Source organism: Rhizobacter sp. P2_H3 (genome assembly GCF_056403355.1).
The window spans coordinates 1-13,142 of sequence record NZ_JBFUFQ010000160.1; the positions used below are offsets into that span (position 1 = coordinate 1).

General features: G+C 61.9%; 12 protein-coding genes. 4 read left to right on the forward strand and 8 right to left on the reverse strand.

Annotated features, from left to right (window positions below):
• The coding region (locus AC1D1T_RS23120) for an EamA family transporter (RefSeq protein WP_477992554.1) at nucleotides 1-329 on the forward strand (329 nt) is incomplete at its 5' end.
• A 181-nt stretch (nucleotides 330-510) separates the two neighbouring features.
• Here AC1D1T_RS23120 and AC1D1T_RS23125 read toward each other — a convergent pair.
• The 7 genes from AC1D1T_RS23125 to AC1D1T_RS23155 form a co-directional block, all read right to left on the reverse strand.
• On the reverse strand, nucleotides 511-1,923 hold the full coding sequence (locus tag AC1D1T_RS23125) for a M20/M25/M40 family metallo-hydrolase (protein WP_477842336.1): 1,413 nt from the start codon (nucleotides 1,921-1,923) through the stop codon (nucleotides 511-513).
• A gap of 35 nt (nucleotides 1,924-1,958) precedes the next feature.
• Nucleotides 1,959-2,396: a nuclear transport factor 2 family protein gene (locus tag AC1D1T_RS23130; RefSeq protein ID WP_465112914.1), complete on the reverse strand. Its 438-nt coding sequence runs from the start codon at nucleotides 2,394-2,396 to the stop codon at nucleotides 1,959-1,961.
• A 451-nt stretch (nucleotides 2,397-2,847) separates the two neighbouring features.
• Nucleotides 2,848-3,723, reverse strand: a complete 876-nt coding sequence (locus AC1D1T_RS23135) for a restriction endonuclease (RefSeq protein ID WP_477992555.1) — start codon at nucleotides 3,721-3,723, stop codon at nucleotides 2,848-2,850.
• A gap of 703 nt (nucleotides 3,724-4,426) precedes the next feature.
• Nucleotides 4,427-6,127 carry an RICIN domain-containing protein gene (locus AC1D1T_RS23140; RefSeq protein WP_477992556.1) on the reverse strand — a complete coding sequence of 567 codons (1,701 nt, stop codon included), beginning with the start codon at nucleotides 6,125-6,127 and terminating at the stop codon, nucleotides 4,427-4,429.
• 190 nt (nucleotides 6,128-6,317) lie between these two features.
• Nucleotides 6,318-7,229, reverse strand: coding sequence for a LysR family transcriptional regulator (locus tag AC1D1T_RS23145; protein ID WP_477842005.1), 912 nt, complete (start codon nucleotides 7,227-7,229; stop codon nucleotides 6,318-6,320).
• A gap of 126 nt (nucleotides 7,230-7,355) precedes the next feature.
• Nucleotides 7,356-7,943 (reverse strand): NADPH-dependent F420 reductase, encoded by a 588-nt coding sequence (locus tag AC1D1T_RS23150; protein ID WP_477826823.1) that lies wholly within the window; start codon nucleotides 7,941-7,943, stop codon nucleotides 7,356-7,358.
• A gap of 48 nt (nucleotides 7,944-7,991) precedes the next feature.
• Nucleotides 7,992-8,600, reverse strand: coding sequence for an FMN-dependent NADH-azoreductase (locus AC1D1T_RS23155; protein WP_477842007.1), 609 nt, complete (start codon nucleotides 8,598-8,600; stop codon nucleotides 7,992-7,994).
• Nucleotides 8,601-8,711: 111 nt separating this feature from the next.
• Here AC1D1T_RS23155 and AC1D1T_RS23160 point away from each other — a divergent pair, with 111 nt between their 5' ends.
• Nucleotides 8,712-9,629, forward strand: coding sequence for a LysR family transcriptional regulator (locus AC1D1T_RS23160; protein WP_477826825.1), 918 nt, complete (start codon nucleotides 8,712-8,714; stop codon nucleotides 9,627-9,629).
• 328 nt (nucleotides 9,630-9,957) lie between these two features.
• On the opposite strand, the gene AC1D1T_RS23165 is transcribed toward AC1D1T_RS23160, so the two are convergent.
• On the reverse strand, nucleotides 9,958-10,878 hold the full coding sequence (locus tag AC1D1T_RS23165) for a LysR family transcriptional regulator (protein WP_477826826.1): 921 nt from the start codon (nucleotides 10,876-10,878) through the stop codon (nucleotides 9,958-9,960).
• 153 nt (nucleotides 10,879-11,031) lie between these two features.
• Here AC1D1T_RS23165 and AC1D1T_RS23170 point away from each other — a divergent pair, with 153 nt between their 5' ends.
• Both AC1D1T_RS23170 and AC1D1T_RS23175 read left to right on the forward strand, forming a co-directional pair.
• The gene (locus AC1D1T_RS23170; RefSeq protein WP_477826827.1) at nucleotides 11,032-11,907 is read left to right on the forward strand and encodes a pirin family protein; all 876 of its coding nucleotides are present in this window, start codon (nucleotides 11,032-11,034) and stop codon (nucleotides 11,905-11,907) included.
• 329 nt (nucleotides 11,908-12,236) lie between these two features.
• Nucleotides 12,237-12,881 carry an isochorismatase family protein gene (locus AC1D1T_RS23175; protein WP_477827996.1) on the forward strand — a complete coding sequence of 215 codons (645 nt, stop codon included), beginning with the start codon at nucleotides 12,237-12,239 and terminating at the stop codon, nucleotides 12,879-12,881.
• Nucleotides 12,882-13,142 lie beyond the last annotated feature (261 nt).

Here is a 13,142-nt window from a genome sequence, read left to right on the forward strand (position 1 = left end):
TCGCGACGCTGGTGCGCACCAGCGTGATCCTGGTCGTGCTGGCCGCCTTCGTCATGGCGACCGGCAAATGGTCGAACCCGCTCGCGCTGCCGGGCAGGACCTGGTTGTTCCTGGTGCTGTCCGGCCTGGCCACCGGGGCGTCGTGGGTCTGCTACTTCCGGGCGCTGCAGATCGGCGATGCGTCGCAGGTGGCGCCGGTCGACAAACTGAGCCTGGTGCTGGTCGCGGTGTTCGCGTTCGCCTTCCTCGGCGAGCGGCCGAGCCTGCGCGAATGGGCCGGCATCGCGATGGTGGCGGGTGGGGTGCTGGTGCTGGCGATCAAGCGCTGAAATGCGATCCCGAGGCGCATCACCTGACCACCTTGCTCATTGGGTCAGGTGATCGAACACGGCTTCCACCATCAGCGCGAAAGGCACGCTGTGCGAGCCGTGAATCTGTTCGCCATGAGCCAGGATGAGGATTCACGAGCTTCGAAATGAATGCCTTCTTCGTTGACCTATCGGGTGGTTCTCACTGCGCCAACCTCTTGATCAACCGATACATGAACTCCCGCCCGTCGTACAACTGCTGCACGCCGATGTGCTCGTTCAAGCCATGCACCCCCGTGTTGAGCGGATCGGCGAACAGGCCCGACACGCCATACATCGGGATGCCCACTTCACGAAAGTGACGGCTGTCGGTGGTGGACACGCCCATCGTCGGGATCACCGGCACGCCGGGCCACAGCTCGGCGCTCACCGCCTCAATGGGGCCGATCACGTCGGGCCGCAGCGGCGAAGCGGGCGCCGTCGCTTCACCCTCGCGTGTCAGCGTCACCTTCAGCTTGGGGCCGGCGATCTCGGTGAGCTTGCGGGTGACGAAGCCCAGATCCTCGTCGGGCAGCATCCGGCAGTTGACGCTGGCCTTGGCGCTCTGCGCCAGCGCGTTGGGTGCGTGGCCGGCGTTCAGCATCGTGGCCACGCACGTGGTGCGCAGCAGCCCGACGATGCTCGACACCTTCGACAGGCGGTCGATGGCATCGGGGGCCGGGCTGGCCTTGGCCATCTCCCGCATGTCGCTGGCCATCTGGCCGGACTGCAGCGCCGCACTGCGCTCGAAGTAGAGGCGAGCCGCATCGTTCAGCCGCACCGGGAACTGGTACTGCCGCAGCCGCGTCAGCGCCTCCGCCAGGTCGTAGATGGTGTTGTCCACCGTCGGCCGCGCGCTGTGTCCGCCGGGGCCGGTCGCCTCGAACTCGGCCTGCACGTAGGTCTTCTCGGCGATCTGCACGATGTGCGAAAGCGGCTTGCCGTCCTTCAGTTCGCCGCGCCCGCCCTCGTTGATGCCGAACTCCGCCTCCACCCATGCGCGCCGGTTCTTCAGCAGCCAGCTGGCCCCGTTGGCGGGGGTGTCGCCTTTCTCCTCGTCGGCCGTGAGCGCCAGGACGATGTCGCGGTTCGGCGCGAAGCCTTCTTTCTTCAACTGCCCCAGCACCGAGACGAAGATCGACGCCATCGCCTTGTCGTCGATGCTGCCGCGGGCGGTGAAGGTGCCGTCCTTCTCCTGCAGCTTGAAGGGGTCCGTCTTCCAGTCGCTGCGCTTGGCCTCGACCACGTCGACGTGGGCCAGCAGCAGCAGGGGCTTCTTCGCACCGCTGCCCTTGTAGCGCGCCACCAGGTTGCCCTTGCGCGGGAAGGGCGTGATCACCTCCACCTCGGCGGCCGTGAAGCCGGCGTCGAGCAGGCGCTTGTGCATGGCCTGCGCCGCCACGGTGGTGTCGCCCTCCGAATCCGTGGTGTTGATCTCGACCAGCTCCTGGTAGATGGAGCGGAACAGTTGCTGCTGCGCCGTCAGGTCCGCCGCATCGGCCTGCGCGGCAAACAGCGCCAGCGCTGCGGCAAAGGGCAGGGCAGCTCGCTTCATCCGCATGGCTTGTCCGTACATCGGGTTCACTCCTTGTCGGTCACTTGATGCGGCCATCATGCCTTCATCGCCGCGACGAGCCAGTCCAGCTGGCCACGGACGCGCGCGGAGGTGAGGTGGTCGAGGTAGTCGCGCGAGCTCACGATCTGGCCGTCGCGCACCCGGATCACGAAGATGCCGGGAATCGAGAACGGCTCATCCGCGCCCTCCACGGTCCCCTGGTACTCGAACTCGGCGATGATGACTTCGGGGTCCTTGGTCTCGTGGATGACGATGTTGGTCGCCTTGCGGTTCAGCCGCGGGCTGGCATCGTTGGGCCGGAAGTGTTCGCGCAGCTCGTCCCGGGTGCGCAGGGCGGGGGCGCGAAGCGGGTGAAACGGGTGCACGACGTCGGTCTGCTCGGCATAAAGGTCGGGCAACTCATCCCAGCGGCCCTCCGCGACGCCGTTGACCAATGCGAGGAACACTTCTTTCGGGGTGAGGGGCGGGGGCATTCGATTCTCCGTTTTGTTCACCATGATGTCGAAATCGCCGGCAGTCGCGCATCGCGGAGGTGAAACTGCGGAGTTCGCGATGCCGTGGTGTGCAGCCTGCTCGGCGGCTGGAGAACTGGTGCAATGGTTGAGCGGTAGGCGCATGCAGCGCCGGAGGCGCCGCTCTGCAATTGGACGCGTTCTTTGGCTACGCCGGAGATCGGGGCTCCTGGCAAACAACGCCAAGCCCTTGATCGTATTGGTAGGCCGTGCTGGGCTCGAACCAGCGACCAAAGGATTATGAGACGGCTGCCGCTCCCGCTCACCCCCGGCCACGGGGCACGCGCACTATACGAGACGGGAGCGGCGGGGTGTCTTGCCACCCTGAAGGGGCATTGGCGTAGCTACGCTTCGGCTACGCACAAGGCGGCCCGCAATCCGCTCATCGCAGCATCACTCGTCATGAGTGGCATCAGGGGATCGGCCGCGTGCCGCGGCAGGTGGGATAGCCCGTGCACCCCCAGAACTCGCCGCCGGCATTTGCGCCGCGTTTTGCGGTACGCCGCGCCATTGGTTTGGCACAGACTGGACACGTCAACGCCTGAAGCGGTTCTGCAATAGCTGGCACGGCTGGCTTCACAGCTGGTCGCGTCGTCGAACGAGTGACCTCGGCTTTTGCGTCTCGAAGGAGTCGGTGGAGCTTCGGCCCATCGATCAGGGTCACGTTGCGACCACTTGCGAAGTCGACGGCAGCGTCGGTGAACTGGCCTGACGTCACAACGAACCCGCCGGCGGCCCCCTTCGCAGCCATCACACCGTACAGCTCGCGGACCACGTCCACGCCCACCTTGAAGGCACGCCACTGCTTGCACTGCACGAGAAACTTCTCGCTGGCGGCATCGCGGGATCTCCTTAGCACAAGGTCGACACCACCATCGGCGCCGCCGCCAGTTTCGACAACTTGGTAGCCCTGCAATCGGAAGCCTTCGCCCACCAGCATCTCGAATTCGCGCCAACTCATGCGATCCAGCGCGTCGCTCGCCTCGCTTTGCACGGCAGCATTCACAAGGCCGTTTCGCTCCTTGCGCCGCCAAGCCRACATGCCCGCCCCCGCCATACAGAGAATTGGCAGTACGTATTGGCCGACGGTCGCGATGGTCTTCCACAGGGTGTGGGTGACCATCGCTCCAATTTGCGCCGGTACGGCTGCGGGGGCGACCGTCTGCGATGCGACACCATGAAGCAGCAGGTAGCTGGCTACCGACAACACAATGCCCGCCCACCACGGCAACATCGCAACGAGGTCCATTACGTCCTCGGCTGGGCTCGTGTTTCTGCGTTTTGCCATGTCCGCCTCCCCTCCATTCTTTTCCGGTGTTGTAGCAGGTGCGAGACAGGACGGCGATGCGCCACGCTGTAGCACTGACGCCTCACGTGCGGAGGTACACACCTTGTGTCGATTCCGACGGCTCTGCAGCGGCTGCGGTCGGTCGCCTCGAGCTATCGACAGGCCGCTTGCTGCCTCAATGCGGACGCTGCGGCGTTCTGGAGGTAGCCGGACGATCGGTCAAGCGACGCGGCCCCCGCGGGCGCGCTTCAACGCGCCGCGCTGCCAGTGGAACTGTGTGGTGTTGAACGTCCGCTGTGCGCCTTCGCGAACTGGCGCAATCGACCCAAAGGAGCCGACCGAGACTTCAACCAGCCCGCTCCGAACCGAGCGTTGGCGGAACGACGGAGGCGAGCGGTGGCCTCCGCTCCTTTTCAGCTGCCCGCTTTCTGCTCAAAGGCAATGGAGGGGCCATCACTCGCTTCCATCGCTTGCGGGCCTGTCTTAGCCGCTCCGCAAATCCCTCGGCGTCCAGTCGTTCTCCGGCCCACAGCATGCCTTGCTTGGCATCCTCTGACAGTTCGTCACGCAGTGCTTTTAACAAGGGCCGCAGTGGAAGCGCGCAGTTTGCGGCCGAGATGGAGGTTCGAAACCAGCGAAGCCAGCGCTCGGCGAGCGCTTGTCACCCCGTGAATCTGCGCGGAATCCTCCTCCCGCCAGCCTTTCACTTCCAGCCAGGCATTTCCTCCAACGTGAGGACCATTGGTCCGTTGTACAGCGACGGCAGAGTGGCGCGGTTGCGCTGGTCGTCAATGAAGTCCGGCCAAAGCATCTGATAGACCCACTTCGGTTGCTGGCGCAGGAGATCGACGGTGGTGGCGAACTGATTCTCGCCTATGGCGATCGGCTTGCCGTCAGCGACACGCAGCATCGTGGAGTAGCTGTTGGTGACATAGCCCAGTTCATAGATGTCCAGCGACGCGATGTCGAAGTAGTCTGATCCAGGGTTGTATTGATCGATGTCGGTGGTGAACAGTGGGTTCTTGATGTCTTGCACATTCCAAACCCAGATGATGTTGTCCAGAGCCTTCGACTTTGCCAAGTAGTCATGCGTCATGCGATAGAGCGCCGCACTGCCGAATGTCCCCTTGTGACAGGACCACCAGAACTTGCACATGTTCATCTCGTGGAAGGGGCGGAAGAGCACCACCACACCAGCATCCTTCAACTGCTGGAAGTAGCCGGCCAATGTGTCGAGCCGACCTAGCCACGCGTTGTTCAAACTGGTTCCAGGCGTCAAGAGTTCCTTGAACTGGTCGTCGGTGAAATGCACCGGGTGCTTGTCGCCGATGTCGTCCCACGTGCAGTACTCGTTCTGCGTCGGCGCGCAAGCGTGATACATCAACCCAACGAGGGCGCCCTTGGCGAACTGTCGCTTCGCCTCGGCCACCATGTTGCCGCGGTTCCCAACCGCGCCTCCGAATCCGAAATCGGCGCCCCAGAACGATCCAACCTTGCCGGTGATCGCATTGATTCGGTTCGTATCGCTGGTGGGCGAGCCAGTATTCTTGTTCTCTACTCCCACCAGCGTCTGTTGCCCAGATATGTCCCGCAGGAAGTCAAGCATGCGCTGCTTCTTGGCGGCTGTCGACGAAGGCGGCGTTCCGTTCGCCTTTGAGAATCTGTACGATGACATCGCATCATTGAACCCCAGCGGCACCAAGTTGGCCGTGTCAGCCAAGAGCGACAGCACGCGTCCTGACCCTCCGACATCGGTGAACAGGTCAACTTGGTAGCCCACAGGTACCTTTACCGACGACGCCAGGCGCATCCAGCCGGCGGGCGCATCGGCTGCTCCTTCACCGGTGCAATAACTTCTGCCCGCGTAGTTGATGTCTTCGTAGAAGCACGCTTGCGACGTAGAGCCACCAACGCGGCTGAACGTGAATATCTGGTTGGTCGAGCCGGCACAGCTCCATTGCTGCACATTGGTGCGATCCGCGGTGCTGCGGTCGGCCACATCGATGCACTTGCCGCTCTTCTGGTTCTTGATCGTGAACTGATCGGAACCGGTGGCCGGTTGAATCGCGAAGCGTTGCTGGCCGGAGCCGTTGTCGCTCCACTGTTGCACGTTGGCGCCGTCGTTGGTGAAGCCGCCGACGATGTCGATGGCCTTGCCACTGTTCACGTTGAGCAGCTTGTAGAACCCTCCGCCGAGGCTTGTCACGTCAAACTGTTGCGCCGTGGTTCCGTTGCAGGTGTATTGCTGAATGTTTATGCCGTCTCCCAGTCCGGCAGCATCAACGTCGACACATTTGCCGCTGTGGGCGGCTTTGATTGTGTAGCGACCAGCCTCCAGATCTGCCGCCACGGCAGGTGTGACGCCATAGAGCGTGGTGACGACGACCACTGCCAACGTGTGCATTGAAAGTCTCATGGATCCTCTCCATTGGTGAATAGAGACACGGTAGCGCTAAAGTGGAAACGCATCCATTGCACACCGCGCGGCCATCGTTGCAACGACAGGAACGCTCGAGGGTTTTCTCTCACTGATTTCACGTGTTCTGTTTCAGTCGCCACAGGTGGACGCAATTTCGTGGAGACGCGGCGCACACTCATTGAGATCCCAACAGCAGGCGGCAGGTGGATGCGAGCGTCAGCAGGTTTGGGTCGCGCTCGCGCGCACGCAGGTAGCTCAAGCCGATCTGTTGGCGCACGGCGAAGCGCGGGTGCAGGGGAATCAGTCGGACAGAGGCGTTGAGAACATCGCGGACGCGACCGGGCAGCAATGTGCACCCGACGCCACCGCTGACGAAGTTGATCAGCGTGAAGATGTCGCCAACCTGCAGTGCGACCTGGGGGGTGTAGCCGGCCTTCGCAAAGGTAGCCGCGAAATCATTGCGTGTGGCGAATCCCTCGGTGAGGCTTACGAAGCGCTCACTATCGCAAGCACCTAAGTCGATTGAATCCATCTGCGCATACTTCGAGTCTGCAGGCGCTGCGAAGAACACTTGGTCTTCGAACAGCGGGATCGATTCGATATCCTGAGCGCTGTCCGGCAACACCATTAACGCGGCATCTACAGTGAAGTCACGCAGCTTGGTCAAGAGTTCGACGTTCGATCCCATTGAGACGTCGGTCTGCAAGGACGGCCTGCGCAGTTTGAGGGCGGTGACAAGCCCTGGAATAGTTCTGACGCCGAGCGAGTACAGCGAGCCAATGCAGACGCTGTCGGCCAGGTAGCCACCTGCAGCGCGTGTGGCCTTGACTCCTTCGCGCATGACCTTGAGCGCTTCGTGCGCGGTTCCCGCCAGCACGGAAGCAGCCGACGTTGGCATCAGGTTCCTGCCCTCCGCGCGGAACAGTGGACAGCGCAGCCCGTCCTCAAGCGAGTGCAGCGCGCGGTGGACGCTGACTGGGTTGATGCCCAGCGCCTGGGCAGCTCGTGTCAGTGTGCCGGCATCCATGTAGGCCAGCAGAATCTCCAGTCTTCGAAAGGTGATCTCCTCGGGGAGAGCATCGCGCATGCGGGTTCCTTTGACGCGGCTTTCTTGAGTACCTGTCGACGACGTCAAGTTGCCGTCATCACGGCGCCATCGATATTGGCATCGACGTGCTTCCCTCAGCAGCCATCGCCGAGAGTGGACGCCGCTCTAGCCTTGCTTGATGAGCTTCTGGAGGATCAACGGTCCACCCATGCCGATCAGGTTGCCGCCTTCGTCGAGCTTGCCGAGCAGGATGGGAGCGAAGCCCAGAGCGGCGACCAGCTTTGAGATGGCAGTCTGCGCGTCATCGTCGTTGCTCGATACGAACATGACCCGGCGCCCCCCGCCATCAGCAGGATCCTTGGCCAGGAGCTTGGCCGGCAGCTGATTGAGCGTCTTGACCACTTTCGCCCCGGAGAATGCAGTTGCCACGAGTTCGGTGGAAGGGCGCCCCTTCAGTTCCTCCGGCGAGATGCCGTAGGTGTTCATGGCGTCGACGACAACCTTGCCGGACCAACTCGGCAGACCTCCTGCGACGGTTGTATGGGCGCGGAAGGGAATCGCAAGGATGACTACCTCGGCCTTGAGCGCGTCCGGCAGAGTCATGGGAATTACGGCGTTGCCGATCTCCTTTGCCATTGAGGCGATGGAGCTTGGCCCGCGGGTGTTGGCCAGGCCTACGGCGATGCCACTGCGGGCGAAATGTTTGGCCAAGGCAGAGCCGACGTTGCCAGAGCCGATGATCGAGTAGTTCACGAGTTTTCCTTCGGTATGGTGGAGCGGGTCTGGTGAGTCCGCTTTTGTCTATGCGGTGATGGCCGCAACTTCCTCGAGCGCTTTGGCAACAGCGGCTTCTCTCGCCTCGGGACCGAACGCGGTGCCTTCGGCTCGCACAATGGTCACGTCTGTCACGCCGAGGAAGGCCAGGAGGCCCTTGAGGTAGCTCTCTTGGTGCTCGAACCCAGCTGCTGGGCTACCTGCGGAATACACGCCACCGCGCGCGGATGCGATGAAGACCTTCTTGCCTTTCAGCAAGCCCTCAGGTCCGGTCGCGGTATAGCGAAATGTCTCGCCGGCAATCGCAATGCGATCGATCCATGCCTTGAGCGGCGTTGGGATCGTCAGGTTGTACATCGGCGCACCAATGACAAGAACATCAGCGGCGATCAGTTCATCCAGGTAGGCGTTCCCTTTCACCAAGTCCGCATTGATGGTCATGTCGTCGCTGGCGACACCCTGACGGGCCGCCACGTGAATTCCTGTCAGGTGCAGCGCAGGGTCGGATCCCAAGTCTCGGTAGGTGACACGAATATCGGGATGCAACGCGCGCTGGCGCGCGACGAGCTCCAATGTCAGGCGGCGACTGACGGATGCGGCGCCGAGGGCGCTGGAATCAAGGTGAAGCAGACGCATGGTGAATTCCGGTGGGGTGTAGCTTGATAAACGAATGGTGCGGCCAGCCCTCGTATCTGAAAAGACGGTATATTGAGATGCGATACATCTCCCTCGGAGATGGGAGGGGCCATGCTCGACGGTGTCTCACTCGACCAGCTCAGAAGCTTCATAGCCGCCGTTGACGAAGGAAGCTTCTCCGCCGCGGCGCGCAGGCTCAACCGCGTTCAATCCGCGGTAAGCGGATGGATTGGTGACCTGGAGGGGCAACTGGGCGTCACCTTGTTTGACCGTTCTGGACGGTTCCCGAAGCTCACGACTGAGGGAGTGCTGCTCCTCGCAGACGCGCGAAGTGTCGTGTCCGGTGTGGACACCCTCAAGGCTCGCGCCAAGCTGATGGTTTCGGGGCTCGAAGCTGAGCTCTCGGTGGTGGTCGACGTGTTCTTTCCCACTGCCGTCATCAGCGCGGCCGCCAAGGCGTTCTCACGCCAGTTTCCGTTGACCCCGCTTCGGCTCTTCGTTGAAGGATTGGGCGCTGGCTATCAGTCAGTTCTGGGTGGCCGTTGCAGCCTCGGGATTCTGGCCTCGCTGCCTGTCGCGTTTCCATCTCTCGTCAGCGAGCGGCTTGGCGAAATTCCTCTGGTCTCGGTTGCTGCCGCAAACCATCCGCTCGCGAGCATCGGACGTCGCATTGCCAAGCATGAGCTGTCGAGCCACGTACAACTCGTTCTGACAGATCGGTCTGACTTGATGGAAGGACGGGACTACGGTGTCGTATCCGCGTCCACATGGCGCTTGGCAGACCTCTCGACCAAGCATGCCTTTCTCAAAGACTGCGTTGGGTGGGGAAACATGCCACTGCACACAGTCGAGAAGGACATCGCCGACGGGACATTGGTGCTGCTGGACACAGAAGAAGTGCCGCCTACCGGTTTCATGCTGGGCGTATCCGCCTATCACCCGGCGTCAAAGCCGCCAGGTCCTGCGGGCAGATGGCTTGTCGAGCATCTGAATGGCTTCTCAAAGTCCATCCTGAGCATCGTCGACTGATCGCGCACGACACAGGCGAGCAGTTCCAGGGAGGTAGAGGCTACTCCTATGGCAGGACCCACTGGACGCGTGGGTTCCGGAGAGGCTACGGAGAAAATCTAGTCTGGGAACGATAAGTGGCAGGGAGTGTATGTTCCCCGCCTCGCTCGCGAGCAGCCGGTCGGAAGCCGTGCCGTCTCCTCTGGGCGGCCGGTTGCAAGCCGATGGACGAATAGGCGCAGTCGGCCAGGAGCAGCCAGTCACGAACGGCGGGTTTCGGGTGGCTAACCTGCTCAGCTTGCGGATCCCTGTGCTCTTCAGCGGAACCGCGGAAGGTGCTGGCGCACTCCTAAGGGCGCTGCGGTGTGAATGCCGCATCCAGTTCGCCGACCTTCTCGACGACGAGATCGATGAATGCGGACACAGCCAGCGGCAGATGCCGTCGGCTGGGATACAGCACATTGAGGCCGTGGCCGGGACGCTGATATTCGGGTAGCACGGGAACAAGGCGTCCGGCCTGCAAGTCCTTCATGAGGATGGCCCTGGGAAGAAGCGTGATCCCCAACCCAGCCAGCGTCGCCTTGCGAAGTGCCTGCGCTGTGTTGCCGCTGAAGCGAGCGGCAACCTGCACGGCTTCACCAGTGCCGTCGGGTCCGGCCAGGTGCCAGGTTATATGACTGCCAGAGTGCGCAAAGGTCACGCAATCGTGCTCCATCAGGTCCTGCAGTGTGCTGGGCGCGCCCCTCGCTGCAAGATAGCCAGGGCTGGCCACCAGCCCGTCGTTGCCAGCACTCAGAACCTGCCGCCCGATGTATTCCGAGTCCTCAAGGGGACCGCCACGAAACGCCACGTCGATGCGATCCGCGATCAGGTCTGCCTTCGAATCGCTGAGCACCAACGCAAGGCGAACCTTGGGATAGGTCGCCAGGAACTCGGCGACCCATTCCATTACGAACATGTCGAGGAAGTCGGCGGGCGCAGCAACGCGAACAAGCCCACTCGGCTCCTGCCCTGCGGAGCTCAGCACTTGCCCGGCTTCGACCAGTCCCGCTACCGCATCGGCACAACGTGCGTTGAACTCCTCGCCTGCGCTGGTGAGAGTGAGCTTGCGGGTCGAGCGTTGCAGCAGCCGGACGCCGAGATGCTGCTCGAGCCCTTGGACGCGCCTGCTGACGGTGTTCGCTGGCACGCCGAGGCGCCGCGCCGCGCCCGCAAAGCTGCCGCTGCGCACGACCTGCACGAACAAGGCGATGTCGTTCAGATCAAGCATGGCGACCCATTGATTCAAAAATTGGACGGGTGCGCTCCAACTGCACCGGCTAGTACGTCGATCCTACCGCCCCTATCGTTCAAACGTTGACTGCAGCAGTTCAGACGTCATGTCTTCGGCGAGCCGCCTTCACTTCAACTCCAAGGACGATCGATGACCGCAGCGCAAGCCCTTCCTGGCAATCCGAACCTTGATCGAGCATCGAGCGCGGGCGGGCGGGCGATCGTCCACCGCACGCATGGCAACACCCATGGGCCGATCACGCGGCTGGTGAGCCCGAGCGACCTCGGCGAGTTCTTGAAGCCGTTCATCTTTCTCGACCTCAACAGTTTCAGCCCCGGTCTCGGCAGTCAGGGCTTCGCGATGCATCCGCATTCAGGCATCGCCACGTTGACCTTCGTGATGACAGGCAACCTTCGCTACGAAGACACGACCGGCAAGAAGGGCGTGCTGCCCGCTGGCGGCGTGGAGTGGATGCGCTCCGGAAACGGCGTTTGGCATATCGGCGCACCCGTCGGCGACTTGCAGATGTCGGGCTTTCAACTCTGGGTCGCCTTGCCTCCCTCTGAAGAGAACGCGCACGCGGAGAGCCTGTACCTGGCGCCTTCAGACGTTCCACACGAAGGCCCGGCACGTGCGCTGCTCGGAAGCTACGGCAAGGCCCACAGCCCGATTCCCGCACCTTCGGGCATGAACTACCTTGCCGTGCGTTTGGAGGACGGCGAGCGCTGGCGATACACGCCGCCCGCCGGCCACACCGTGGCCTGGTTGGCGGTCAGCGCGGGACGACTCGACGTGAATGGGATGGTCGGCACCGGTGAACTCGCCGTGTTCGAGGAATCGGAACAAGCCATCGACTTCGTGGCCCACGGCGACACGTCCTTCGTCCTCGGCTCGGCAGTGAAGCATCCACACGACCTGGTGATGGGCTACTACTCGGTGCACACCAGCAAGACTGCCCTGGCACTGGGAGAGGCCGAGATTCAGCGCATCGGCGCCGAGCTGCGACGTGACAAGCGAATCGGCTAGATCACCCGCCGCATGCCTCGACCAGCCGGTACCCACCGAGCGATCTGCATATTCAGTCTCAGCCGCCCATCGGCAACTCATTGTCCTTCGGGGTTCCTCCATGACCAAGGTCCCGGCTGCCGACGACGTCTTCGTGCGCTGGAATCGCACGATCCCCGCTGCCGAAGGCAGCACATTCAATCCCCACGGAGAAACACATGAAGCGTAGAGAGATGCTTGTTAGCGGCGCTGCAGTTGGCGCAGCGACATTGCTGACCGCGTCGGCGACAGCCGCAAACAAAGACGCCGCTGCAGGCGGTGCATCCAGTTCCAAAACCAAAGGAAATGACATGACAAACAAATGGATGATTGACCCAAACGATGCTGTATTGCTGCTGATAGATCATCAGAGCGGCTTGTTCCAGTTGGTCCGTGATATGGAGTACCGGGAACTCCGCAACAACGTAGTTGCTCTTGCGAAGGCAGCGAAGATCGCGAAGATCGCGAAGATCCCGACCGTCGCAACGGCATCAGTTCCCGGTGGTCCCAATGGTCCGATCATTCCCGATATCCTTCTGAGCAACCCCGATGTGGTGTACGTTCCGCGCGAAGGCCCGATCAACGCGTGGGATCACCGCCCCTTTGTCGAAGCCGTCGAGAAGACCAAGCGGAAGACATTGCTCATCGCAGGCACGCTCACGAGCATTTGCATGGTATTTCCTGCACTCAGCGCTCTCGCACAGGGATACAAAGTGTTCTGCATTGTGGATGCCTCGGGCAATTGGTCGAAGATGGCAACCGACATCTCAATTGCCCGGGTCACGCAGGCGGGCGCAATGCCAACTGACACATTCGCGGTGATTACAGAGGTGATGCACACTTGGAATCGCCCAGAAGCAATGGAATTCGCCAAGGTCTTTGTCGACCACGTCGAACCCGCATATGGGGCGTTGTTTGAAAGCTATGACATGGCACAAAAGAACGTGAAGAAGTAGGTTCAGACAAAAACTTGGACTTGGGCCACCTGGGGACAGGTGGCCCCTCAGTCTTCAACTTGGAGGAAGTTGCAGAAAAGCCAGATTCCTCACTACGCGAGCGACACCATGGATCAAAACGCGAAATTTGCCAGCACCGGCGACACCATGGCGCTATCGCCGTCCTTCGAACAACATTGAACTATTTTCTGATCCGTGAAATGGAGCAGGAGAAGGGAAAAACGCGAAGGTATGAATAAGCTGACAGGCCTCATCGCATCC

Excerpts from the sequence above, each read along its gene's own strand:
- AC1D1T_RS23125 (WP_477842336.1), bottom strand. The coding sequence starts at position 1,923 with ATGTACGGACAAGCCATGCGGATGAAGCGAGCTGCCCTGCCCTTTGCC.
- AC1D1T_RS23130 (WP_465112914.1), bottom strand. The coding sequence starts at position 2,396 with ATGCCCCCGCCCCTCACCCCGAAAGAAGTGTTCCTCGCATTGGTCAAC.
- AC1D1T_RS23140 (WP_477992556.1), bottom strand. The coding sequence starts at position 6,127 with ATGCACACGTTGGCAGTGGTCGTCGTCACCACGCTCTATGGCGTCACA.
- AC1D1T_RS23145 (WP_477842005.1), bottom strand. The coding sequence starts at position 7,229 with ATGCGCGATGCTCTCCCCGAGGAGATCACCTTTCGAAGACTGGAGATT.
- AC1D1T_RS23155 (WP_477842007.1), bottom strand. The coding sequence starts at position 8,600 with ATGCGTCTGCTTCACCTTGATTCCAGCGCCCTCGGCGCCGCATCCGTC.
- AC1D1T_RS23160 (WP_477826825.1), top strand. The coding sequence starts at position 8,712 with ATGCTCGACGGTGTCTCACTCGACCAGCTCAGAAGCTTCATAGCCGCC.
- AC1D1T_RS23165 (WP_477826826.1), bottom strand. The coding sequence starts at position 10,878 with ATGCTTGATCTGAACGACATCGCCTTGTTCGTGCAGGTCGTGCGCAGC.
- AC1D1T_RS23170 (WP_477826827.1), top strand. The coding sequence starts at position 11,032 with ATGACCGCAGCGCAAGCCCTTCCTGGCAATCCGAACCTTGATCGAGCA.
- AC1D1T_RS23175 (WP_477827996.1), top strand. The coding sequence starts at position 12,237 with ATGACAAACAAATGGATGATTGACCCAAACGATGCTGTATTGCTGCTG.